Source organism: Kitasatospora sp. NPDC053057 (assembly GCF_044546945.1).
Taxonomy (GTDB): domain Bacteria; phylum Actinomycetota; class Actinomycetes; order Streptomycetales; family Streptomycetaceae; genus Kitasatospora.
The window spans coordinates 80,329-101,880 of record NZ_JBITZP010000020.1; the positions used below are offsets into that span (position 1 = coordinate 80,329).

Genomic DNA, 21,552 nt, shown 5'->3' on the forward strand with positions numbered 1-21,552 from the left:
CTGGAGGTTTGGACCTCCAGGGCTTTTGTCCTATTTTTTATCGGCTGGCAGTGGCAGTCTGCGGCTTGACTGGCCTTCGATCGATGCAGGAGAGAACACGTGCTCAAGGGATTCCGCGACTTCATGATGCGCGGCAACGTCGTCGACATGGCCGTCGGTGTGGTCATCGGCGCCGCGTTCACCGCGGTGGTGACCGGCTTCGTGTCCGCGTTCCTCACCCCGCTGGTGGGCGTGGTGATCGGCGCGGCCGGCGACTTCAGCTCGTACAAGGCGACGATCGCCCATGTCACGTTCCCGTACGGCCAGTTCCTGAACGTGCTGATCGCGTTCTTCATGACCGCCGCGGTGCTCTACTTCTGCATCGTGCTGCCGGTCACCAAGGCCACCGCGCGCTACCTGCCGAAGAAGCCGAAGGCCCCGAAGCGCCCCTGCCCCGAGTGCCTGACAGAGATCCCCGAGGCCGCCCGCCGCTGCTCGGCCTGCACCGCCCACGTCGAGCCGCTGACCGTCTCCACCGGGGTCTGAGGCGCCGGGTGTGACGACGGACTCCTTCCGGTACCCCCGTTTTGGCCCGTGGGGCGCGCTGGCGTAGGATGGACCGTCGGCTCACTCGTAGCGTGCTTCAGCACGCCCTCTTCCCCTCGGGGATGGGGTGAACCCAGGTTCGCACGAGCGTTCCGCATACGGTAGCCGGTCCCGGAAGGTGGATCTCGCAGTTCATGGCTAAGAAGCAAGGCGCCATTGAGATCGAGGGCACCGTGATCGAGTCTCTTCCGAACGCGATGTTCAAGGTCGAGCTGCAGAACGGTCACAAGGTCCTCGCGCACATCAGTGGCAAGATGCGCATGCACTACATCCGCATCCTGCCGGACGACCGGGTCGTCGTGGAGCTCAGCCCCTACGACCTCACGCGCGGCCGGATCGTCTACCGCTACAAGTAAGAACGTCAGATCTAGACCCGGAGAACCTGAAACATGAAGGTCAAGCCGAGCGTCAAGAAGATCTGCGACAAGTGCAAGGTGATCCGCCGCCACGGCCGGGTCATGGTGATCTGCGACAACCTGCGCCACAAGCAGCGCCAGGGCTGATCTCTCCCCAGCATTTCTCGTAGTACTTCGCGCGACGCGAAAACGTCATAAGCGGGTCACCCGATCCGTCCCGTGCGGGACGGACTGCCGCCCCCGGTCAGAGGCCGGGGCTCCCTCACCGTGAGGTGTCGGAGTAGGTGGCTCGCCAGACCTCTGAAGAATCACAGGAGCCTTGAATGGCACGCCTCGCCGGCGTTGATCTCCCCCGTGAGAAGCGGATCGAGATCGCCCTCACCTACGTGTACGGCATCGGCCGTACCCGCGCCCAGCAGACCCTCGCCGAGACCGGCGTCAACCCGGATGTCCGCGTTCGCGACATCACCGAGGAAGACCTGGTCAAGCTGAGCCAGTACATCGACGCCAACTACACGGTCGAGGGTGACCTCCGCCGTGAGGTGGCCGCCGACATCCGCCGCAAGGTCGAGATCGGCTGCTACGAGGGTCTGCGTCACCGCCGTGGCCTGCCGGTCCGCGGCCAGCGCACCCACACCAACGCGCGTACCCGTAAGGGCCCGCGTCGCGCGATCGCCGGTAAGAAGAAGCCGGGCAAGAAGTAGTCCGTCCCGTAACCGGACATCCCTCCGGCCCGCGGGTCAGCGGACCGACCACCTCAGTAGGAGAACAGACTTATGCCCCCCAAGGGTCGTCAGGCTGCCGGCGCGAAGAAGATCCGCCGCAAGGAAAAGAAGAACGTCGCTCACGGCCACGCGCACATCAAGAGCACGTTCAACAACACCATCGTTTCGATCACCGACCCCGCGGGCAACGTGATCTCCTGGGCCTCCGCCGGCCACGTCGGCTTCAAGGGCTCGCGCAAGTCCACCCCGTTCGCCGCGCAGATGGCCGCCGAGGCCGCTGCCCGTCGCGCGCAGGAGCACGGCATGCGCAAGGTTGACGTCTTCGTGAAGGGTCCGGGCTCCGGCCGCGAGACCGCGATCCGTTCGCTCCAGGCCACCGGCCTGGAGGTCGGCTCGATCCAGGACGTCACCCCCACCCCGCACAACGGCTGCCGTCCGCCGAAGCGCCGCCGCGTCTGACGCAGCGCCTTCGGGCACGCAGCCTCTGCTGTGAACGTCGTACGGGCTCCCGCGCAGTTGATTCAACACAGCGCGCAGGAGCCCGTACGCTTGGCATGAGGCCATCGCCTCATGGCCATCCGTTCGGCGTCAAATAGTGGGCGCCGAAGACTGGAGGATCGAAACCCCATGCTTATCGCTCAGCGTCCCTCGCTGACCGAAGAGGTCGTCGACGAGTTCCGCTCCCGGTTCGTGATCGAGCCGCTGGAGCCGGGCTTCGGCTACACCCTCGGCAACTCCCTGCGCCGCACGCTCCTGTCGTCGATCCCGGGTGCCGCTGTCACCAGCATCCGCATCGACGGCGTCCTGCACGAGTTCACCACCGTGCCGGGCGTCAAGGAGGACGTGACCGACCTCATCCTCAACATCAAGCAGCTGGTCGTCTCCTCGGAGCACGACGAGCCGGTCGTGATGTACCTGCGCAAGCAGGGCCCGGGTGTCGTCACCGCCGCCGACATCGCCCCGCCGGCGGGTGTCGAGGTGCACAACCCCGAGCTGGTCCTCGCCACCCTCAACGGCAAGGGCAAGCTGGAGATGGAGCTGACCGTCGAGCGCGGTCGCGGCTACGTCTCCGCCGTCCAGAACAAGGCCTCCGGCCAGGAGATCGGCCGCATCCCGGTCGACTCGATCTACAGCCCCGTGCTGAAGGTCACCTACAAGGTCGAGGCCACCCGTGTCGAGCAGCGGACCGACTTCGACAAGCTGATCGTCGACGTCGAGACCAAGCCCGCCATGCGTCCGCGCGACGCCATGGCCTCGGCCGGCAAGACCCTGGTGGAGCTGTTCGGCCTCGCCCGCGAGCTGAACATCGACGCCGAGGGCATCGACATGGGCCCGTCCCCGACGGACGCCGCCCTGGCCGCCGACCTGGCGCTGCCGATCGAGGAGCTGGAGCTCACCGTCCGCTCCTACAACTGCCTCAAGCGCGAGGGCATCCACACCGTGGGTGAGCTCGTCGCCCGCTCCGAGGCCGACCTGCTCGACATCCGCAACTTCGGTGCGAAGTCGATCGACGAGGTCAAGGCGAAGCTGGCCGGCATGGGCCTGGCCCTCAAGGACAGCCCGCCCGGGTTCGACCCGACCGCCGCCGCCGACGCCTTCGGCGCCGACGACCTGGACGACGCGGGTTACGCGGAGACCGAGCAGTACTAAGAGATTTGGCCGCGGGGGCGGTTCTTCCGAGGACCGCCCCCGTCGTCGTGAAAGTCGTGCGGGCACAGTGCCCGTACGCCCGCTGCGGTACCTGATACGGCCGTAGTCGGAGATTCAAGGAGTAACCATGCCGCGTCCCACCAAGGGTGCCCGCCTCGGCGGCGGCCCGCACCACGAGCCGCTGCTGCTCGCCGGTCTGTGCCGGGAGCTGTTCCAGTACGGCCGCATCACCACGACCGAGGCCAAGGCCCGTCGGATGCGCCCGCTGGCGGAGAAGCTGATCACCAAGGCGAAGAAGGGCGACATCCACAACCGTCGCCTGGTGCGCAAGACCATCACCGACATCTCGGTGCTGCACACCCTCTTCACCGAGATCGCGCCGCGCTACGAGAACCGCCCGGGTGGCTACACCCGCATCACCAAGATCGGTCCCCGTCGTGGCGACAACGCCCCGATGGCCGTGATCGAGCTGGTCGAGGCGCTGACCGTCGCGCAGACCGCCGTCGGCGAGGCCGAGGCCGCCACCAAGCGTGCCGTCAAGGAGGCCGATGAGGCCGCCGTCGCCAAGGCTGACGAGAGCAGCAAGGCCGACGAGGCCGAGGCCGCCGAGCAGGCCTGACACCTCTAGGTGTGTTGCGGGCCCGCTCTCCCAGCGATGGGGGAGCGGGCCCGTTCCTTGTTTCCGAGGTCCCCGGGAGAAGAGAAGCAGTGGTCAACGATTGCGCCGAGCAGCCGCCGGTGAAGGACGGCCCGGCCGACGGGTACGTCCGGGTCCGGCTCGACCTCGCCTACCAGGGCGCCGAGTTCTCCGGCTGGGCCCGCCAGAAGGGCGGCCGCCGGACGGTCCAGGAGGAGATCGAGACCGCGCTGCAGATCGTCACCCGCAGCCCGGAGCTGTTCCCGCTGACCGTGGCCGGCCGCACCGACGCCGGCGTCCACGCCCGCGGCCAGGTCGCCCACGTCGACCTGCCGGCCGAGCTGTGGGAGGCGCACCGGGAGAAGCTGCTGCGCCGGCTGGCCGGGCGGCTGCCCGGGGACGTCCGGATCTACCGGGTCGGCGAGGCGCCGGCCGGGTTCGACGCCCGGTTCTCGGCGATCTGGCGCCGGTACGCGTACCGGGTCGCCGACCACCCCGGCGGGGTCGACCCGCTGCTGCGCGGGCACGTGCTCTGGCACGACCGGCCGCTGGACGTGGAGAAGATGAACGCGGCCGCGAAGCTGCTGCTCGGCGAGCACGACTTCGCCGCGTACTGCAAGAAGCGCGAGGGCGCCACCACCATCCGCACCCTGCTGGAGCTGCACTGGGACCGCGTCCCGGTGGACACCTACGCGAGCCAGGAGGGCACCCTCGCGGTGGCCACCGTGCGGGCCGACGCCTTCTGCCACAACATGGTCCGGGCGCTGGTCGGCGCGATGCTGCTGGTCGGCGACGGGCACCGGCCGGTGGAGTTCCCCGGCGAGGTGCTGGCCGGCGGGGTCCGCAACTCGGCCGTCAACGTGATCCGGCCCTACGGGCTCACCCTGGAGGAGGTCGGCTACCCGCCGGACGACCAGCTCGCCGAGCGCAACCGTCAGGCCAGGCGGATGCGCACGCTGCCCGGTCAGCCCGCCGCTTCTTAATCCGTTTTGGCCCGGGGCGTCCGCTTGGGACAATCCTTCCCATGGGACACGTCGAGATTTCGCACCTGGAGTACTACCTGCCGGACGGGCGGGTGCTGTTCGACGACGCGTCCTTCCGGGTCGGCGAGGGCGCCGCGGTCGCCCTGGTCGGAGCCAACGGGGCGGGCAAGACCACCCTGCTGCGCATGATCGCGGGGGACATCCAGCCGCACGGCGGCTCGGTGACGATCAGCGGCGGGCTCGGCGTGATGCGCCAGTTCGTCGGCACCACCGGGCGCGAGGACCAGTCCGCCACCCCGGGCGCGCTGCCGGCCGACGCCTCGGTGCGCGACCTGCTGGTGTCGGTCGCCCCCGAGCGGATCGCCAAGGCGGCCCGCGCGGTGGACGCGGCCGAGCTGGCGATGATCGCCCAGGACGACGAGAAGACGCAGATGGCCTACGCCCAGGCGCTCTCCGACTGGGCGGACGTCGGCGGCTACGACTACGAGACCGACTGGGACGTCTGCACCATGGCCGCCCTGGGCGTGCCCTTCGACAAGGCCCAGTGGCGCGGTCTGAACACCCTGTCCGGCGGCGAGCAGAAGCGGCTGGTGCTGGAGGCGCTGCTGCGCGGCCCCGAAGAGGTGCTGCTGCTCGACGAGCCCGACAACTACCTGGACGTCCCGGCCAAGCGCTGGCTGGAGGAGGCCATCAAGGCCACCTCGAAGACCGTCCTGTTCATCTCGCACGACCGCGAACTGCTCTCCCGCACCGCCGACAAGATCATCAGCGTCGAGTCCGGCGGCGCCGGCAGCAGCGTCTGGGTGCACGGCGGCGGCTTCGACACCTTCCACGAGGCCCGCAAGGCCCGCTTCGAGCGCTTCGAGGAGCTGCGCCGCCGCTGGGACGAGGAGCACGCCAAGCTCAAGAAGCTGGTCGTCACCCTGCGCCAGGCCGCCGCCGTCAGCCACGAGATGGCCTCGCGCTACGCGGCCGCCCAGACCAGGCTGAAGAAGTTCGAGGACGCCGGCCCGCCGGAGGCGCCGCCGCGCGAGCAGACCATCAGCATGCGGCTCAAGGGCGGGCGCACCGGCGTGCGCGCCTTCACCATGGAGCGGCTGGAGCTCACCGGCCTGATGCAGCCCTTCGACCTGGAGGTCTTCTACGGCGAGCGGGTCGCGGTGCTGGGGGCCAACGGCGCCGGCAAGTCGCACCTGCTGCGGCTGCTGGCCGGCGACAGCACGGTCGAGCACACCGGCGACTGGAAGCTCGGCGCCCGGGTCGTCCCCGGACACTTCCGGCAGACCCACGCCCACCCGGAGCTGTTCGGCCGCACCGTCCGGTCGATCATCGAGGAGGAGCACGCGCTCAGCCGCGGCGCCGCGATGGGTGCGCTGCGCCGGTACGAGCTGGACCGTCAGGAGGAGCAGAAGTTCGAGTCGCTGTCCGGCGGGCAGCAGGCCCGGCTGATGATCCTCAAGCTCGAACTCTCCGGTGTGACGGCCCTGTTGCTCGACGAGCCGACTGACAACCTGGACCTGGAGAGCGCCGAGGCGCTGCAGGCCGGGCTGGAGGCCTTCGACGGCACGGTGCTGTGCGTCACCCACGACCGCTGGTTCGCCAAGACCTTCGACCGCTTCCTGGTGTTCGGCGCGGACGGGCGGGTCTTCGAGTCGCCCGAGCCGGTCTGGGACGTCACCCGGGTCGAACGCGAACGCTGAGTGACGGCAGGGCGGGCGGCGGGCGATTTTTGACCGCTTCCCGCCCGCCCGGTAACCTGGACGCTTGATGTGCGTATTGGCTCGCTCTATCTCACGTGAGAGGTCGGTACGCCGGAGACATCAGGTCGACGACCAGCGGTCCCCCTTGAATTGCGTCCAAGGTTGGCCAGGCTGCTCTTCCGTCCGGGTGCTCCTGTCAGGACTCACTCACTGAAAAGCGAAGGCTACGACCGTGCGTACGTACAGCCCCAAGCCCGGCGACGTCCAGCGTCAGTGGCACGTCATCGACGCGACCGACGTCGTGCTCGGCCGCCTGGCTTCCCAGGCCGCCAACCTCCTCCGGGGCAAGCACAAGGCGATCTACGCGCCGCACGTTGACACTGGTGACTTCGTCATCATCATCAACGCCGACAAGGTGCACCTGTCCGGTAACAAGAAGACCCAGAAGCTGGCCTACCGCCACTCGGGCTTCCCGGGCGGTCTGCGCTCGGTGCGCTACGACGACCTGCTGGCGAACAACCCGGAGAAGGCCGTCGAGAAGGCCATCAAGGGCATGATCCCCAAGAACAGCCTGGGCCGCCAGATGCTCTCGAAGCTGAAGGTCTACTCGGGCGACCAGCACCCCCACGCTGCCCAGCAGCCGGTGCCGTTCGAGATCACCCAGGTCGCGCAGTAATTCGGCCACCAAGCCCCCCAACACTGAAAAGAGCTGAGGAACACCGTGGCCGAGACCACTGAAACCCTTGAGGTCGACTTCGACGAGGCCGTTGAGGCCGTCGAGGGCGAGTACACCTCCGAGGAGAGCTACACCTCCGAGTCGCTGGCCGGCCGCTTCGGCGAGGCCACCCCGGGCGCCGGCCTGGGCCGTCGCAAGGAGGCGATCGCCCGCGTGCGCATCGTCCCCGGCACCGGCCAGTGGAAGATCAACGGTCGCACCCTTGAGGGTTACTTCCCGAACAAGGTGCACCAGCAGACCGTGAACGAGCCCTTCAAGCTCCTTGAGCTGGACGGCCGTTACGACGTCGTCGCCCGCATCAGCGGTGGCGGCGTCTCCGGCCAGGCCTACGCGCTGCGCCTCGGCGTCGCCCGTGCCCTGAACGAGGCCGACGTGGACAACAACCGCGGCGCCCTCAAGAAGGCCGGCTTCCTGACCCGTGACGCCCGCGCCGTCGAGCGCAAGAAGGCCGGTCTGAAGAAGGCCCGCAAGGCGCCGCAGTACAGCAAGCGCTAATCGCGTCCCCGGGGGTGCGGTCCGCCCTGGCGGCGCACCCCCTGGTTGCGCAAACCGTCGCCCCGGAGTACCTCGTGTACTCCGGGGCGACGTGTTCCCCGGCTAACGTGCGGCGGCCGGGATCATCGGTGGGTTCCGAGCATGGTGATGGAGGACGTGACAGTGGGACGACTCTTCGGTACGGACGGCGTACGCGGTGTGGCCAACGAGGGCCTGACGGCGGAGCTGGCGCTCGGCCTGTCGGTGGCGGCCTCCCACGTGCTCGGCGAAGCCGGCGCCTTCGACGGGCACCGGCCGGTCGCGGTGGTCGGCCGTGACCCCCGTGCCTCGGGCGAGTTCCTGGAGGCCGCGGTCATCGCCGGCCTGGCGAGCTCCGGCGTCGACGTCCTGCGGGTCGGCGTCCTGCCCACCCCCGCCGTCGCCTACCTCACCGGCGCGCTCGGCGCCGACTTCGGCGTGATGCTGTCCGCCAGTCACAACGCCATGCCGGACAACGGCATCAAGTTCCTCGCCCGCGGCGGCCACAAGCTGGACGACCGGATCGAGGACGCCATCGAGGCGCACTACCGCAAGCACACCGTCGGCGGCGAGGACTGGAACCGCCCGACCGGCGCGGCCGTCGGCCGGGTGCGCGAGTACACCGAGGGCTTCGACAAGTACGTCGCCCACCTGATCGGCGTGCTGCCCAACCGCCTTGACGGCATCAAGGTCGTCATCGACGGCGCCCACGGCGCCGCCGCCTACGTCGCCCCCGAGGCCTTCGCCCGGGCCGGCGCCGAGGTCGTGCACACCCTGGGCGCCGAGCCCACCGGCCTCAACATCAACGACGGTGTCGGCTCCACCCACCTCGACCGGCTGCGCGTCGCGATGAAGGAGCACAAGGCCGACCTCGGCATCGCCCTGGACGGCGACGCCGACCGCTGCCTGGCCGCCGACGCCGAGGGCAACGAGGTGGACGGCGACCAGATCATCGCCATCCTCGCCGTCGCCATGAAGGAGGCCGGCACCCTGCGCCGCAACACCGCGGTGGCCACCGTGATGTCCAACCTCGGCTTCAAGCTGGCGATGGAGCGCGAGGGCATCGACCTGGTGGAGACCGCCGTCGGCGACCGCTACGTGCTGGAGGCGATGAAGGAGCGGGGCTTCGCGCTGGGCGGCGAGCAGTCCGGCCACGTCATCCTGCTGGACCACGCCACCACCGGTGACGGCACCCTGACCGGCCTGATGCTGGGCGCCCGACTGGCCGCCACCAAGCAGCCGCTGGCCGACCTGGCCGCCGTGATGACCCGTCTGCCGCAGGTGCTGGTCAACGTCAAGGACGTCGACAAGAGCCGGGTGAAGACCAGCACCGAGCTGGCCGCCGCCGTCGCCGAGGCCGAGACCGAGCTGGGCGCCACCGGCCGGGTGCTGCTGCGCCCCTCCGGCACCGAGCCGCTGGTCCGGGTCATGGTCGAGGCCGCCGACCCGGCGCAGGCCGAGACGGTCGCCCAGCGACTGGCCGAGGCGGTGCGCACCCACCTGGGCTGAGCCCCCGACACGCCGAAGGGCCCCCGCCTCGCGCGGGGGCCCTTCGCGTCGTGTCCTGGTGGTGGCTCAGAGCTTGCGCAGCAGCGCCCGGCGGACCTTGTGGTCCGAGCCCTTCTGCAGGATCAGCGTGGCCCGGCCCCGGGTGGGCAGCACGTTCTCCAGCAGGTTGGGCTTGTTGATGGTGCGCCAGACCTGCCGGCCGTACTCCATCGCCTCGTCCTCCGGCACCTCGGTGAAGCGGCGGAAGTAGGAGTTCGGGTCCTGGAAGGCGGTCTGCCGCAGCTTGCGGAAGCGGTCCAGGTACCAGTGCTCGATGTCGTCGGTGCGGGCGTCGACGTAGATCGAGAAGTCGAAGTAGTCGGCCACCGCGAGCCGGGTGCGGCCGTCGGTGCCCGGCAGGGCCGGCTGGAGCACGTTCAGGCCCTCGACGATCAGGATGTCCGGGCGCTCCACGGTCAGCCGCTCGTCGGGCACGATGTCGTACACCAGGTGCGAGTACACCGGCGCGGTGACCCGCTCCTTGCCCGCCTTCACGTCCGCGACGAAGCGCATCAGCGCCCGGCGGTCGTACGACTCCGGGAAGCCCTTGCGGGCCATCAGGCCGCGGCGGCGCAGCTCGGCGTTGGGCAGCAGGAAGCCGTCGGTGGTGACCAGCTCGACCCGGGGGTGCTCGGGCCAGCGGGCCAGCAGGGCCTGGAGCAGGCGGGCGGTGGTGGACTTGCCGACGGCGACGGAGCCGGCCACGCCGATGATGAACGGGGTGCGGGTGCGCTCGGTGTCCGGGGTGTCCAGGAACGTGCCCAGCGTGCCGCGCAGTTCGTGCGTGGCGTGGATGTACAGGTTCAGCAGCCGGGACAGGGGCAGGTAGACGTCACGGACCTCGTCGAGGTCGAGGGCTGTGCCGAGGCCGCGCAGCTGCTCCACCTCCTCGGCGGTCAGCGGCAGCGGCGTACGCTCGCGCAGCGCGCTCCACTCGGCCCGGCTGAGGTCCACGTAGGGGGACGGGGACGGGCCGGGCGTGGCAGCGCCCCGCGTACAGAGTTCGGTCAGCACATGCTCCATTGTGAGCCGTAGCGGTGTTCACCGTGGTTGTGGTGTCGGTCACGCAGCGTTCGCGCGAGACGGGAAAACGGCCACAGAACCGCCCTTATGCTGGCACGCATGTGCGGAATTGTTGGATACGTGGGCGCGCAGTCCGCCCTCGACGTAGTAATCGCGGGCCTGCAGCGACTGGAGTACCGGGGCTATGACTCGGCCGGTGTCGCGGTGCAGGCGCAGGACTCCCAGGGGCAGTGGAGTCTCGTCACGGACAAGCGGGCCGGAAAGCTCGGCAACCTGGAGAAGTCGCTCGCCGAGTCGCCCCTGCCCGGCGGCACCACCGGCATCGGCCACACCCGCTGGGCCACCCACGGCGGCCCGACGGACGCCAACGCCCACCCCCATCTGGACGACGACCTCCGGGTGGCCGTGGTCCACAACGGCATCATCGAGAACTTCGCCCAGCTGCGCGCCGAGATCGCGGAGCGCGGCCACACCCTCCGGTCCGAGACCGACACCGAGGTCGTCGCCCACCTGCTGGGCGAGGCCTACCAGGGCGACCTCGCCGAGGCGATGCGGACGGTCTGCCGCCGCCTGGACGGTGCCTTCACCCTCGTCGCCGTCCACGCGGACGCGCCCGACGTGGTCGTCGGCGCCCGCCGCAACTCGCCGCTGGTGGTCGGCCGCGGCGAGGGCGAGAACTTCCTCGCCTCCGACGTCGCCGCCTTCATCGCGCACACCCGCGAGGCGATCGAGCTGGGCCAGGACCAGGTCGTCGAGCTGCGCCGGGACGGCGTGACCGTCACCAACTTCGACGGCACCCCGGCCGAGGTGCGCGAGTACCACGTCGACTGGGACGCCTCCGCCGCCGAGAAGGGCGGCTACGACTACTTCATGCTCAAGGAGATCGCCGAGCAGCCGAAGGCCGTCGCCGACACCCTCCTCGGCCGGATCGGCGCCGACGGCCGGCTGACCCTCGACGAGCTGCGCATCTCCGACGCGGACCTGCGCTCGGTCGACAAGGTCGTCATCGTCGCCTGCGGCACGGCCTTCCACGCCGGCATGATCGCCAAGTACGCGATCGAGCACTGGACCCGCATCCCCTGCGAGGTCGAGGTCGCCTCGGAGTTCCGCTACCGGGACCCGATCATGGGCCCGGGCACGCTGGTCATCGCCATCTCGCAGTCCGGCGAGACCATGGACACCCTGATGGCCCTGCGGCACGCCCGTGAGCAGGGCGCCAAGGTGCTGGCGATCTGCAACACCAACGGCTCGACCATCCCGCGCGAGTCGGACGCGGTGCTGTACACCCACGCCGGGCCGGAGGTCGCGGTCGCGTCGACCAAGGCGTTCCTGACCCAGCTGGTCGCCTGCTACCTGGTCGCCCTCTACCTGGGCCAGGTGCGCGGCACCAAGTGGGGCGACGAGATCGTCACCATCATCCGCGAGCTCGGCGACGCGCCGAAGCAGGTCGAGCAGGTGCTGGAGACCATGGAGCCGGTGCGCGAGCTGGCCCGCTCGCTGGCCGACGCCCGCTCGGTGCTGTTCCTCGGCCGCCACGTCGGCTTCCCGGTGGCCCTGGAGGGCGCGCTCAAGCTCAAGGAGCTCGCCTACATGCACGCCGAGGGCTTCGCGGCGGGCGAGCTCAAGCACGGCCCGATCGCGCTGATCGAGGAGGGGCTGCCGGTCGTGGTGGTCGTGCCCTCGCCGCGCGGGCGGTCCATCCTGCACGACAAGATCGTCTCCAACATCCAGGAGATCCGGGCCCGCGGCGCCCGCACCATCGTGATCGCCGAGGAGGGCGACGAGGCGGTCGTGCCGTACGCGGACCACCTGATCCGCATCCCGGTCACCCCGACCCTGCTCCAGCCGCTGGTCTCCACCATCCCGCTCCAGGTCTTCGCCTGCGAGCTGGCCACGGCCAAGGGCCACGAGGTCGACCAGCCGCGCAACCTGGCCAAGTCGGTCACCGTCGAGTAGTGGCTCCTACGGCGTCCCTGCGGTGGCTGCGTCCTACCGCAGGGGCGCCGTGTCGAGCGTGAACGAGAACGGGGCGGGCAGGTCGATCGGCTTGCCGAAGGGGACAGGCTCCTTCTCGGTGTAGTCGTCGCCCTCAGGCTTGGTGAACAGGGTGACCTTGCCCTCGCTGCGGTCGACCAACAGGTAGCAGGGAATGCCGGCGGCGGCGTAACCACGGCGCTTCTGTTCGCGATCCCGGCGGGGAGCGGTGGACGTGACTTCGAAGACGAGCAGTACGCCGGCGGCGTCCGCCCACGAACCGGAGTTCAGAAAGTGCCCGACCGGGCTGACAGTGCCGTCGGGGATGAACCGGCCTGTCGGCACGATGAGCCCCTTGTTGCCCGACAGATCGAACTCGGCCTCGGCCTTTCGCATGAATTGCCGGTTCAGCAGGGAGAACGCGGTTTCGTGCTCTCCGTCCGGCGGTGGTGTCACGAAGATCTCCCCTTCGATGAGTTCGGCCTTGTAGCCAGGCGGGGTGTCCAGCTCCAGGAATGCCTGGAGGAGCTTGTCCTCGCCCAGCGGGTGCTCGACTGCTGGCATGGCGACCATGGCCCTTCTCCCTCCTGTGGGTCCGTGCCGAGCCACAAGGTAGGCGTACGGACCGACATCGGCGGGGGATCGAAGTGGGTGTCACTCGAAAGTGTGCCGCAGGCCCGGCTCCCGTGGGGCGGTGGCGCGGGCTAGCGTCGGCGGTAGCCGACTGCTGAAGGAGCTCCCGAATGCGTCATGCACACCCTGTGGAAACCGTCCGGGCCGCCGAGGCCGCGTTGATGGCCCGGTTGCCGGAGGGGGCGCTGATGCAGCGGGCGGCCGCCGGGCTGGCGGCGACGTGCGCCCGGCTGCTGATGCGGCGTCGGGGGCGGGTGTACGGCAGCCGGGTGACGGTGCTGGCGGGCAGCGGGGACAACGGGGGTGACGCCCTGTACGCCGGGGCGGCGCTGGCCCGGCGCGGGGCGCGGGTGACGGCGGTGCTGCTCGCGCCGGAGAAGGCGCACGCGGGCGGGCTGGCCGCGCTACGGGCGGCGGGCGGACGGGTGACGGCGGAGCAGGAGGTCGGCCTGGCCGACTTCTCGCGCGCGGACCTGGTGCTGGACGGGATCGTCGGCATCGGCGGCCGGGGCGGGCTGCGCCCCGAGGCGGTGCCGTACGCCCGGGCCGGGCGGAGCGGGACCGTGGTGGCGGTGGACCTGCCCAGCGGGGTGGACGCCGACACCGGTGAGGTGCCCGGCGAGGCACTGCGCGCGGACGTCACGGTCTGCTTCGGTACGTACAAGCCCGGGCTGCTGATCGACCCGGGGGCCTCGTACACGGGCGCCGTGCAGCTGGTGGACATCGGGCTGGAGTTGCCGGAGCCGGAGGTGACGGTCCTGCAGCACGCGGACGCGGCGGCGCTGCTGCCGCTGCCGGGCGCGGAGAGCGACAAGTACCGGCGCGGCGTGGTCGGGGTGGCGGCCGGTTCGGCGCGGTACCCGGGGGCGGCGCTGCTGGCGGTCGCCGGGGCGCTGCGGGGCGGCGCGGGTGCCGTCCGGTACGTCGGCACGGCGGCCGAGGAGGTGGTGCGGCGCTTCCCGGAGACGCTGGTCACCGAGGGCGGCCCGGCCGGGGCCGGGCGGGTGCAGGCCTGGGTGGTCGGACCGGGTGGCGGCGAGGGGGCGCGGCAGGCGCTGACCGAGGCACTGGCGAGCGACGTCCCGGTGCTGGTGGACGCGGACGGTCTGACCGAACTGGGCCGGCTCGGCCCGGACGCGCTGGCCGGCCGGACGGCGCCAACCCTGCTCACCCCCCACACCGGCGAGGCCGCCCGGCTGCTGGCCGGCGCCGAGGGCGGCGCGCCGCCCGCCGCCGAGGACCTCGCGGCCGCCCGGCTGGCCACCGCCCGGCGCCTGGCGGCCGCCTACCGGGCCACCGTGCTGCTGAAGGGCTCCACCACCGTGGTCGCCGACCCGGGCGGGGCCGTCCGGGTGAACCCCACCGGCACCTCCTGGCTCGCCACCGCGGGCAGCGGCGACGTGCTGGCCGGCCTGGCCGGCTCCCTGCTGGCCACCGGCCTGCCCCCGCTGGACGCCGCCTCGCTCGCCGCCTACCTCCACGGCCTGGCGGCCCGGGAGGCGGCCGGCGACCCGGGCGCCCCGGTGACGGCACTCGCGGTGGCCGGGGCCCTGCCGACGGCCTGGCGGAGGGCGCGGGAGGCGTAGGCAGGGGCCGCCCGCCCGGGTGCCGCAAAGCCCCCGAGACGGAACCGGAACGTCCGTTCGCCGCGTCCTCACCTGGGCGAAGGGGCCGTTTGCCGCAGGTCGGCGGGGTGGGGGAGGGCGCGGTGCCGATCGCCGCGCCGACGGGCCGTTCGGCGAGGACTCCGGGACGTCTGGGAGACTGACCCTGATGACAACTGCGAACACGACCGGCACAGCCACCCTCACCGACGGCATACGGGCCGAGGCGACCATCGATCTCGCCGCCCTGCGCGGCAACCTCGCCGCCCTGCGGGAGCGCGTCGGGAGCACGGCGGTGATGCTCGCGGTCAAGGCGAACGCCTATGGCCACGGCGCGGTCGAGTGCGCCCGCGAGGCGGTCGCGAACGGGGTCGGCTGGCTCGGGTGCGCGACGCCCGACGAGGCCCTGGCGCTGCGCGCCGCGGGCATCCGCCCCGAGCAGGCCCGGATCCTGTGCTGGCTGTGGACGCCCGGCGGGCCGTGGCGCGAGGCGCTGCGCGCGGACCTGGACATCTCGGTCAGCGGCCGGTGGGCGCTGGAGGAGCTGCTGACGGCCGTTCGGGAGACCGGCATCCCGGCGCGTGTGCACCTGAAGGCCGACACCGGCCTCGGCCGCAACGGCTGCCAGCCGCACGACTGGCCGCAGTTGGTGGCCGACGTGCGGCGGGCCGAGGCCGAGGGGCTGCTAAAGGCCGTCGGCATCTGGTCGCACTTCGCCGCCGCCGACGAGCCCGGCCACCCGTCGATCCAGGTCCAGCTGGACTCCTACCGCGCCGCGCTGGCGCACGCCGAGGCCGCCGGGCTGCGCCCCGAGGTCCGGCACCTCGCGAACTCCCCGGCCACCCTGCTGCTGCCGGAGTCGCACTTCGACCTGGTTCGCACCGGGCTGGCCGCGTACGGGCTGTCGCCGGTGCCGGAGGTGGGCTCGCCGGCGGACTTCGGGCTGCGCCCGGTGATGGCGCTGACGGCCCGGCTGGCGCTGGTCAAGCACGTGCCCGGCGGGCACGGGGTCAGCTACGGCCACCACTACGTGACGCCCGGCCCGACCACCCTCGGCCTGGTCCCGGTCGGCTACGGCGACGGCCTCCCGCGGCACGCCAGCGGCACCGGCCCGGTGCAGATCGGCGGCAAGTGGCGCACGGTGGCCGGCCGGGTGGCGATGGACCAGTTCGTGGTGGACCTGGGCGGCGACACCCCGGAGATCGGCGAGGAGGTGCTCCTGTTCGGCACCGGCGAGCACGGAGAGCCGACCGCCGAGGACTGGGCCCGCGCCAGCGGGACCATCTCGTACGAGATCATCACCCGGATCGGTGCCCGGGTGCCGCGCCGTTACCTGGGCGCCAGCCACGACGCGGGCCGCACGGCATGACCGAGGCACCGGACGGGACCAGCCCGGTGGCGGCGGTGGCCAAGGCGGCCGGCGCGGCCACCACCGGGGTGAGCCGGGCCGGTGTGATCGGGATCTCGGTCGGTGTGCTGGCGGCCGGCGCGGCCGCGGGCGTGGCGATGGAGCGGCTGACGGTCGGCCGGGCGATGCGCCGCCGGGCCCGGGCCGAGCTGGAGGCGGCCGCCCCGTACGGCTCGCTGCGCGGGCGCCCGCTGACGGTGACCGCACCGGACGGCACCGAGCTGTACGTCGAACTGGACGGCACGGGCTGGGGCGAGCCGGACGGCGGCCCCGGCAGCCCGGAGCCGCTGACCGTGGTGTTCAGCCACGGCTACTGCCTCAACCAGGACAGCTGGCACTTCCAGCGGGCGGCGCTGCGCGAGGGCCTGCGGCTGGTCTTCTGGGACCAGCGCAGCCATGGCCGCTCCGAGCGCTCCCGCTCGTACCTGGCGGGCGAGCCGGCCGGGATCGACCAGCTGGGCGGCGACCTCAAGGCCGTGATCGACGCCGTCGCGCCGACCGGGCCGCTGGTGCTGGTGGGCCACTCGATGGGCGGCATGACGGTGATGGCGCTGGCCGACCAGCACCCGGAGCTGTTCCGGGAGCGCGTGGCCGGGGTCGCGCTGGTCGGCACCTTGGCGGGGGACTGGAACGAGGTGAGCCTCGGTCTGCCGACGGTCGGGGCCAAACTGTTCAAGAAGGTCGCGCCCGGGGTGGTGAAGCTGCTGGGCCGACAGGTCGAACTGGTGGAGGCGAGCCGGCGGATCGGCTCGGAGGTCGCCGCCGTGTTCTACCGGAAGTTCTCCTTCGGGGGACGGGACGTCGATCCCGGCGTGGTGCGCTTCGCCGAACAGTTGCTGGACGCCACCCCGATCGACGTGGTCGCCGAGTTCTACCCGGTGTTCGGCGCGCACGAGAAGTACGAGGCGCTGGCCGCCCTGCGCGGTCTGCCGGCCCTGGTGCTGGCCGGGACGAAGGATCTGCTGACGCCGTCGGCGCACAGCGAGGCGATGGCCGAGCGGCTGCCGGGCGCCGAACTGGTCCTGGTCGAGGGTGCCGGGCACCTGGTGCCGCTGGAGCGTCCGGAGCTGGTCGACCACGAGCTGGCGCTGCTGCTGCGCCGGGCCGTCGACTTCGCCGGTGCCGCGCCGCTGCCGCCCGCCGTCCTCGCACTCGCCGAGGAGTCGCCCGCGGACGAGTCCGGCGAGGCGGCGGCCCCGGATCGGGCCGTCGACCCCGCCTGAGCCCCCCGCCCGCCGCGGCCGGGTGCGCCGGTGTGGCACGGTAGCGGTGGCGGCCGGTGGTCGGCGCGCCGCTACGGACGACCGAAGGGCAAGACACGCGCATGGGCTCGCACGCCACTCTCACCGTCCCCACTCCGGAGCGGATGGGCCGGCTCGGCCGGGAGCTGGCCGCGCTGCTGCGGCCGGGTGACCTGGTGCTGCTCTCCGGCGAGCTGGGGGCGGGGAAGACCACGCTGACCCGGGGCCTGGGGGAGGGACTGCAGGTCCGCGGGGCGGTGACCTCGCCGACCTTCGTGATCGCCCGGGTGCACCCCTCGCTGGTCGGCGGCCCGGCCCTGGTGCACGTGGACGCGTACCGGCTGGGCGGGGACCTGGACGAGATGGAGGACCTCGACCTGGACGTCTCGCTGCCGGAGTCGGTGGTCGTGGTCGAGTGGGGCGAGGGCAAGGTCGAGCGGCTGTCCGAGGACCGGCTGGAGGTGCGGATCGAGCGGGCGATCGGCGACACCGCCGGGGAGGACCACGATCCGCGCCGGGTCGTGCTGACCGGCCTCGGGGAGCGCTGGGCGGGCGTGGAGCTGGAGAAGCTGGCGTAGCACCGGCCGATCGGGTTCCACCGTTTTGCCGACAGGCTGTCGGCAAGGTGTTGCGGGCAGGGCGCCGGGCGTGGTGGGATGGGTGCTGCGGTTAGGTCTGCCTAACTAGGGAGGCGCCATGTCGAGCACCACCCCCGCCCCGGAGCGCGCCGCGCGCACCGCCGGGGCCGGAGAGTCCGCCCACCGCGCTCAGGGGGAGCCGATGCGGGCGCTGCTGGCCGCCTGCGCGGCCGCCGAGGCGGTGTCCACCCCGCCCGAACCGCGGCCCCGGCAGGCCGAGGAGCCCGAGGCGGAGACGCCCCGGGCCGCGTAGCACCCGTCTCCCGCGCCGCCCGCCGTGCGGGCGCGCGGCTCAGGCGACCACGACCACCTTGGTGCCGTTCGACGCGAAGTCCCAGAGCAGCTGACCGTCGGCGCGGCTGCTGCGGATGCCGCCGGTCTTGGTCTTCGGGTCGGCGGCCGGGGTCGCGTCGTCCAGCGCCGCGCCGAAGCCGAACACCACGCCGTTCTGCTGCGCGAAGCGCACCACGTGCTCGATCTTCCGGCCGTCCGTGCCGGTGCCGGACGGGGTGCGGCTGTACACCGAGTAGCTGCCCGGGGCGGGCTCGACCGAGCCCGGGGTGACCAGGAAGGCGGCCGCGACCTGCGGGTTCTTCTTCGGGTCGACCAGCCAGACGAAGTGGCTGCCGGCCGAGTAGACCACCCGGGTGCCGCTGCCCGAGGAGGCCGGCAGCGGCGGGACGGTCGGGGTGGCGGAGGCGCTCGGCGTCGCGGAGGCGGCCGGGCCGGTGGACGTCGAGGCGGCGGTCGGCCGGGCTCCGCCCGCGCGGTCCTGGGCACCGTTGGCCTGGAAGGCCAGCAGGCTCACCACCGCCAGGGCCCCCAGGGTCAGCCCCGTGACCACCACTCCAGGACCCATCTTCGCCACGTGCCCGCTCCCGCCGCCGTCCGTTGTTCGTACCGCCCTAATCGTGCCAGGTCCCCCTGGCCGCTCGGCAGCGCCCTTGCACGTGTGTTCCGGAGGGGGACACCAGCTCGATCAGCCGGTCGGCCGAACGTCGGTCTAACCTTGACCCCGTGCTGCTGCTCGCGTTCGACACCGCTACCCCCGCCGTCACCGCCGCCGTCCACGACGGCACCGCGGTCCTCGCCGAGACCCACCAGGTCGACGCCAGGCGCCACGGCGAACTGCTGCTGCCCGCGATCGACCAGGTCCTGCGGGCCGCCGGGGTGGACAAGCACCGGCTCACCGGGATCGCGGTCGGCGTCGGCCCCGGCCCGTACACCGGCCTGCGGGTCGGCCTGGTGACCGCCGCCGCGCTCGGCCACGCGCTCGGCCTGCCGGTGCACGGCGTCTGCACCCTGGACGCGATCGCCTTCCAGGCCCGCGCCGAGGGCCTGGCCGGACAGCCGTTCACCGTCGCCACCGACGCGCGCCGCAAGGAGGTCTACTGGGCCTCGTACGACGCCGACGGCAGCCGCACCGAGGGCCCCGGCGTGGACCGCCCGGCCGAGCTGACGCCCGCGGCCCGCTCGGTCGGCGCCGGCGCGCTGCTCTACCCCGACGCCTTCCCGGGCGCGCACGGCCCCGAGCACGTCTCGGCCGGCGCCCTGGCCGGCTTCGCGGCCGCCGAGCTGACCGCCGGTCGCGAGCTGCTGCCGAACGTGCCGCTGTACCTGCGCCGCCCGGACGCCCAGGTCCCGGCCGGCTACAAGACCGTTCTGGGGGGCAAGGCGGTGCTCCCGGCGTGAACCACGGCACCACCCTGCGCCCGATGCGCTGGTGGGACATCGAGCCGGTGATGGACCTGGAGCTCAGGCTGTTCCCCGAGGACGCCTGGTCCCACGGGATGTTCTGGTCCGAGCTCGCCGAGGCCCACCCCGGCGGCACCCGCCACTACTCGGTCGCCACCGCCGCGGACGGCACGATCGTCGGCTACGCCGGTCTGATGGCCGTCGCCGGCGAGGGCGACGTCCAGACCATCGCCGTCGACGAGCGCCACCAGGGCGCCGGCCTCGGTACGGCGCTGCTCACCGACCTGATCCACGAGGCCGCCCGGCGCGGCTGCGCCGACCTGCTGCTGGAGGTACGGGTGGACAACCAGCGCGCCCAGCGGCTGTACGAGCGCCACGGCTTCGAACCGGTGGGCATCCGGCGCGGCTACTACCAGCCCGCCAACATCGACGCGCTGGTGATGCGCCTCGAACACCCCAGCACTGACAGCACCGACCCGAAGGACATTGAGGACACCCCCCATGGCTGACGAACCGCTCGTCCTCGGCATCGAGACCTCCTGCGACGAGACCGGCGTCGGCATCGTGCGCGGCACCACGCTGCTGGCCGACGCGGTCGCCTCCAGCGTCAACGACCACGCCCGCTTCGGCGGCGTCGTCCCGGAGATCGCCAGCCGCGCCCACCTGGAGGCGATGGTCCCGACCATCCAGCGCGCCCTGGACACCGCCGGGGTCAAGGCCAGCGACCTGGACGGCATCGCCGTCACCGCCGGCCCCGGCCTGGCCGGTGCGCTGCTGGTCGGCGTCAGCGCGGCGAAGGCGTACGCCTGGGCGCTGGACAAGCCGCTGTACGGGGTCAACCACCTCGCCTCGCACATCTGCGTCGACCAGCTGGAGCACGGCCGGCTGCCCTCGCCGACGATGGCCCTGCTGGTCTCCGGCGGGCACTCCTCGCTGCTGCTCAGCGAGGACATCACCGCGGACGTCCGCCCGCTCGGCGCGACCATCGACGACGCCGCCGGCGAGGCCTTCGACAAGGTCGCCCGGGTGCTCGGCCTGGGCTTCCCGGGCGGCCCGATCGTCGACCGGACGGCCCGCGAGGGCGACCCCAAGGCGATCAACTTCCCGCGCGGCCTGAGCGGGAAGAACGACCCCGAGTACGACTTCTCCTTCTCCGGTCTGAAGACCGCCGTCGCCCGCTGGGTGGAGGCCAAGCGCCGGGCCGGCGAGGAGGTACCGATCGCCGACGTCGCGGCCTCCTTCCAGGAGGCGGTCACCGATGTGCTCACCCGCAAGGCCGTCAAGGCCTGCAAGGACAACGGCGTCGACCACCTGATGATCGGCGGCGGCGTCGCGGCCAACTCCCGGCTGCGCGAGATGGCCCAGCAGCGCTGCGACCGGGCCGGCATCCGGCTGCGGGTGCCCCGGCCGGGCCTGTGCACCGACAACGGCGCGATGGTGGCGGCGCTGGGCTCCGAGATGGTGTGGCGCGACCGCGCCCCCTCCGCCTTCGACCTGTCGGCGGACTCCTCGCTGCCCGTCACCGACGTCCACGTGCCGGCTGCGGTGATCGAACACGGCGATCTCCACGGCCAGGCCTACGACGCCCTCGGCGGCGGCGCCGCGTGACCGTCGCCGCGATGTGGGAGGCCCGGGCGGCGGACGGCCGATCGGCTGAACTCGCGGCCTGGGTGCGGGAGTTCGCGCTGCCCGCGCTGCGCGGCGCGGCCGGGCTCGCCCGGACCGAACTGTTCTCCGCGCCCGGTGAGCGGGTGCTGCTGATCACCTGGTGGGACGGCGAGCCGGCACCGGTCGCCGACCCGCCGGCCGAGCTGCTCGGCCGCCCGGTGCACCGTTGGTCCTTCGTCAGCGAGCACGTCGAGTAGACGGTGGTCGGGAACCGCCGCGGCGGCCGCTACCGTGC

25 protein-coding genes are annotated in these 21,552 nt (G+C 72.1%); 22 read left to right on the top strand and 3 right to left on the bottom strand.

Going from position 1 to position 21,552, the window contains the following annotated elements:
• Positions 1-99 precede the first annotated feature (99 nt).
• From mscL to glmM, 12 genes are all read left to right on the top strand, one after another.
• Positions 100-525 carry a large conductance mechanosensitive channel protein MscL gene (mscL, locus tag ACIG5E_RS21890; protein WP_396535672.1) on the top strand — a complete coding sequence of 142 codons (426 nt, stop codon included), beginning with the start codon at positions 100-102 and terminating at the stop codon, positions 523-525.
• A 194-nt stretch (positions 526-719) separates the two neighbouring features.
• The gene (infA, locus tag ACIG5E_RS21895; protein ID WP_003956442.1) at positions 720-941 is read left to right on the top strand and encodes a translation initiation factor IF-1; all 222 of its coding nucleotides are present in this window, start codon (positions 720-722) and stop codon (positions 939-941) included.
• 33 nt (positions 942-974) lie between these two features.
• On the top strand, positions 975-1,088 hold the full coding sequence (gene rpmJ, locus ACIG5E_RS21900) for a 50S ribosomal protein L36 (RefSeq protein WP_003956441.1): 114 nt from the start codon (positions 975-977) through the stop codon (positions 1,086-1,088).
• Positions 1,089-1,264: 176 nt separating this feature from the next.
• Positions 1,265-1,645 carry a 30S ribosomal protein S13 gene (gene rpsM / locus ACIG5E_RS21905; RefSeq protein WP_030259703.1) on the top strand — a complete coding sequence of 127 codons (381 nt, stop codon included), beginning with the start codon at positions 1,265-1,267 and terminating at the stop codon, positions 1,643-1,645.
• Positions 1,646-1,717: 72 nt separating this feature from the next.
• The gene (rpsK, locus tag ACIG5E_RS21910) at positions 1,718-2,125 is read left to right on the top strand and encodes a 30S ribosomal protein S11 (protein ID WP_030232513.1); all 408 of its coding nucleotides are present in this window, start codon (positions 1,718-1,720) and stop codon (positions 2,123-2,125) included.
• A 168-nt stretch (positions 2,126-2,293) separates the two neighbouring features.
• Positions 2,294-3,316 (top strand): DNA-directed RNA polymerase subunit alpha, encoded by a 1,023-nt coding sequence (locus ACIG5E_RS21915; RefSeq protein ID WP_030055844.1) that lies wholly within the window; start codon positions 2,294-2,296, stop codon positions 3,314-3,316.
• 127 nt (positions 3,317-3,443) lie between these two features.
• Complete coding sequence (gene rplQ / locus ACIG5E_RS21920; RefSeq protein ID WP_396535674.1) at positions 3,444-3,935, top strand: 50S ribosomal protein L17; 492 nt, start codon at positions 3,444-3,446, stop codon at positions 3,933-3,935.
• A gap of 89 nt (positions 3,936-4,024) precedes the next feature.
• Positions 4,025-4,936 (top strand): tRNA pseudouridine(38-40) synthase TruA, encoded by a 912-nt coding sequence (gene truA / locus ACIG5E_RS21925; RefSeq protein ID WP_396535676.1) that lies wholly within the window; start codon positions 4,025-4,027, stop codon positions 4,934-4,936.
• Between the two features lie 41 nt (positions 4,937-4,977).
• Complete coding sequence (locus ACIG5E_RS21930) at positions 4,978-6,636, top strand: ABC-F family ATP-binding cassette domain-containing protein (RefSeq protein WP_396535678.1); 1,659 nt, start codon at positions 4,978-4,980, stop codon at positions 6,634-6,636.
• Positions 6,637-6,868: 232 nt separating this feature from the next.
• A complete protein-coding gene (rplM, locus tag ACIG5E_RS21935) occupies positions 6,869-7,312 on the top strand; it encodes a 50S ribosomal protein L13 (RefSeq protein WP_030055846.1) in 444 nt (147 codons plus the stop codon).
• 45 nt (positions 7,313-7,357) lie between these two features.
• Positions 7,358-7,867: a 30S ribosomal protein S9 gene (gene rpsI / locus ACIG5E_RS21940; RefSeq protein WP_229928575.1), complete on the top strand. Its 510-nt coding sequence runs from the start codon at positions 7,358-7,360 to the stop codon at positions 7,865-7,867.
• Positions 7,868-8,029: 162 nt separating this feature from the next.
• A complete protein-coding gene (gene glmM, locus ACIG5E_RS21945) occupies positions 8,030-9,394 on the top strand; it encodes a phosphoglucosamine mutase (RefSeq protein WP_396535781.1) in 1,365 nt (454 codons plus the stop codon).
• Between the two features lie 66 nt (positions 9,395-9,460).
• On the opposite strand, the gene coaA is transcribed toward glmM, so the two are convergent.
• On the bottom strand, positions 9,461-10,456 hold the full coding sequence (gene coaA / locus ACIG5E_RS21950) for a type I pantothenate kinase (protein WP_396535680.1): 996 nt from the start codon (positions 10,454-10,456) through the stop codon (positions 9,461-9,463).
• Between the two features lie 99 nt (positions 10,457-10,555).
• Between coaA and glmS the strand changes: the two genes are divergently transcribed.
• A complete protein-coding gene (glmS, locus tag ACIG5E_RS21955) occupies positions 10,556-12,412 on the top strand; it encodes a glutamine--fructose-6-phosphate transaminase (isomerizing) (RefSeq protein ID WP_396535682.1) in 1,857 nt (618 codons plus the stop codon).
• A 33-nt stretch (positions 12,413-12,445) separates the two neighbouring features.
• Here glmS and ACIG5E_RS21960 read toward each other — a convergent pair whose 3' ends face one another.
• Positions 12,446-12,994, bottom strand: a complete 549-nt coding sequence (locus tag ACIG5E_RS21960) for a Uma2 family endonuclease (protein ID WP_396535783.1) — start codon at positions 12,992-12,994, stop codon at positions 12,446-12,448.
• A gap of 179 nt (positions 12,995-13,173) precedes the next feature.
• Here ACIG5E_RS21960 and ACIG5E_RS21965 point away from each other — a divergent pair, with 179 nt between their 5' ends.
• The 5 genes from ACIG5E_RS21965 to ACIG5E_RS21985 all read left to right on the top strand — a co-directional run bounded on the left by ACIG5E_RS21965 (position 13,174) and on the right by ACIG5E_RS21985 (position 18,207).
• Positions 13,174-14,649 (top strand): NAD(P)H-hydrate dehydratase, encoded by a 1,476-nt coding sequence (locus ACIG5E_RS21965; protein ID WP_396535684.1) that lies wholly within the window; start codon positions 13,174-13,176, stop codon positions 14,647-14,649.
• 187 nt (positions 14,650-14,836) lie between these two features.
• Positions 14,837-16,036 carry an alanine racemase gene (gene alr, locus ACIG5E_RS21970; RefSeq protein WP_396535686.1) on the top strand — a complete coding sequence of 400 codons (1,200 nt, stop codon included), beginning with the start codon at positions 14,837-14,839 and terminating at the stop codon, positions 16,034-16,036.
• The gene (locus ACIG5E_RS21975) at positions 16,033-17,298 is read left to right on the top strand and encodes an alpha/beta fold hydrolase (protein ID WP_396535688.1); all 1,266 of its coding nucleotides are present in this window, start codon (positions 16,033-16,035) and stop codon (positions 17,296-17,298) included. The genes alr and ACIG5E_RS21975 overlap by 4 nt, the downstream gene beginning before the upstream one ends.
• Before the next feature lie 101 nt (positions 17,299-17,399).
• Positions 17,400-17,894: a tRNA (adenosine(37)-N6)-threonylcarbamoyltransferase complex ATPase subunit type 1 TsaE gene (tsaE, locus tag ACIG5E_RS21980; RefSeq protein WP_396535690.1), complete on the top strand. Its 495-nt coding sequence runs from the start codon at positions 17,400-17,402 to the stop codon at positions 17,892-17,894.
• 118 nt (positions 17,895-18,012) lie between these two features.
• A complete protein-coding gene (locus ACIG5E_RS21985; RefSeq protein ID WP_396535692.1) occupies positions 18,013-18,207 on the top strand; it encodes a hypothetical protein in 195 nt (64 codons plus the stop codon).
• Between the two features lie 39 nt (positions 18,208-18,246).
• On the opposite strand, the gene ACIG5E_RS21990 is transcribed toward ACIG5E_RS21985, so the two are convergent.
• Complete coding sequence (locus ACIG5E_RS21990) at positions 18,247-18,813, bottom strand: hypothetical protein (protein ID WP_396535785.1); 567 nt, start codon at positions 18,811-18,813, stop codon at positions 18,247-18,249.
• A 158-nt stretch (positions 18,814-18,971) separates the two neighbouring features.
• On the opposite strand from ACIG5E_RS21990, the gene tsaB reads away from it, so the two are divergent.
• The 4 genes from tsaB to ACIG5E_RS22010 are packed head-to-tail and all read left to right on the top strand — an operon-like array spanning position 18,972 to position 21,514.
• On the top strand, positions 18,972-19,646 hold the full coding sequence (gene tsaB, locus ACIG5E_RS21995; RefSeq protein ID WP_396535693.1) for a tRNA (adenosine(37)-N6)-threonylcarbamoyltransferase complex dimerization subunit type 1 TsaB: 675 nt from the start codon (positions 18,972-18,974) through the stop codon (positions 19,644-19,646).
• 23 nt (positions 19,647-19,669) lie between these two features.
• On the top strand, positions 19,670-20,158 hold the full coding sequence (gene rimI, locus ACIG5E_RS22000; RefSeq protein WP_396535787.1) for a ribosomal protein S18-alanine N-acetyltransferase: 489 nt from the start codon (positions 19,670-19,672) through the stop codon (positions 20,156-20,158).
• Entirely contained in the window at positions 20,151-21,257 is a 1,107-nt protein-coding gene (gene tsaD / locus ACIG5E_RS22005; RefSeq protein ID WP_396535695.1) for a tRNA (adenosine(37)-N6)-threonylcarbamoyltransferase complex transferase subunit TsaD, read from the top strand. Before rimI ends, tsaD begins: the two co-directional genes overlap by 8 nt.
• Entirely contained in the window at positions 21,254-21,514 is a 261-nt protein-coding gene (locus ACIG5E_RS22010; protein WP_396535697.1) for a hypothetical protein, read from the top strand. The genes tsaD and ACIG5E_RS22010 overlap by 4 nt, the downstream gene beginning before the upstream one ends.
• Positions 21,515-21,552: the final 38 nt, after the last annotated feature.

Coding starts and splice junctions, on each gene's coding strand:
- infA (WP_003956442.1), top strand. CDS start 720: ATGGCTAAGAAGCAAGGCGCCATTGAGATCGAGGGCACCGTGATCGAG.
- rpmJ (WP_003956441.1), top strand. CDS start 975: ATGAAGGTCAAGCCGAGCGTCAAGAAGATCTGCGACAAGTGCAAGGTG.
- rpsM (WP_030259703.1), top strand. CDS start 1,265: ATGGCACGCCTCGCCGGCGTTGATCTCCCCCGTGAGAAGCGGATCGAG.
- rpsK (WP_030232513.1), top strand. CDS start 1,718: ATGCCCCCCAAGGGTCGTCAGGCTGCCGGCGCGAAGAAGATCCGCCGC.
- ACIG5E_RS21915 (WP_030055844.1), top strand. CDS start 2,294: ATGCTTATCGCTCAGCGTCCCTCGCTGACCGAAGAGGTCGTCGACGAG.
- rplQ (WP_396535674.1), top strand. CDS start 3,444: ATGCCGCGTCCCACCAAGGGTGCCCGCCTCGGCGGCGGCCCGCACCAC.
- ACIG5E_RS21930 (WP_396535678.1), top strand. CDS start 4,978: ATGGGACACGTCGAGATTTCGCACCTGGAGTACTACCTGCCGGACGGG.
- coaA (WP_396535680.1), bottom strand. CDS start 10,456: ATGGAGCATGTGCTGACCGAACTCTGTACGCGGGGCGCTGCCACGCCC.
- glmS (WP_396535682.1), top strand. CDS start 10,556: ATGTGCGGAATTGTTGGATACGTGGGCGCGCAGTCCGCCCTCGACGTA.
- ACIG5E_RS21960 (WP_396535783.1), bottom strand. CDS start 12,994: ATGCCAGCAGTCGAGCACCCGCTGGGCGAGGACAAGCTCCTCCAGGCA.
- ACIG5E_RS21965 (WP_396535684.1), top strand. CDS start 13,174: ATGCGTCATGCACACCCTGTGGAAACCGTCCGGGCCGCCGAGGCCGCG.
- alr (WP_396535686.1), top strand. CDS start 14,837: ATGACAACTGCGAACACGACCGGCACAGCCACCCTCACCGACGGCATA.
- ACIG5E_RS21975 (WP_396535688.1), top strand. CDS start 16,033: ATGACCGAGGCACCGGACGGGACCAGCCCGGTGGCGGCGGTGGCCAAG.
- tsaE (WP_396535690.1), top strand. CDS start 17,400: ATGGGCTCGCACGCCACTCTCACCGTCCCCACTCCGGAGCGGATGGGC.
- ACIG5E_RS21985 (WP_396535692.1), top strand. CDS start 18,013: ATGTCGAGCACCACCCCCGCCCCGGAGCGCGCCGCGCGCACCGCCGGG.
- ACIG5E_RS21990 (WP_396535785.1), bottom strand. CDS start 18,813: ATGGGTCCTGGAGTGGTGGTCACGGGGCTGACCCTGGGGGCCCTGGCG.
- rimI (WP_396535787.1), top strand. CDS start 19,670: ATGCGCTGGTGGGACATCGAGCCGGTGATGGACCTGGAGCTCAGGCTG.
- tsaD (WP_396535695.1), top strand. CDS start 20,151: ATGGCTGACGAACCGCTCGTCCTCGGCATCGAGACCTCCTGCGACGAG.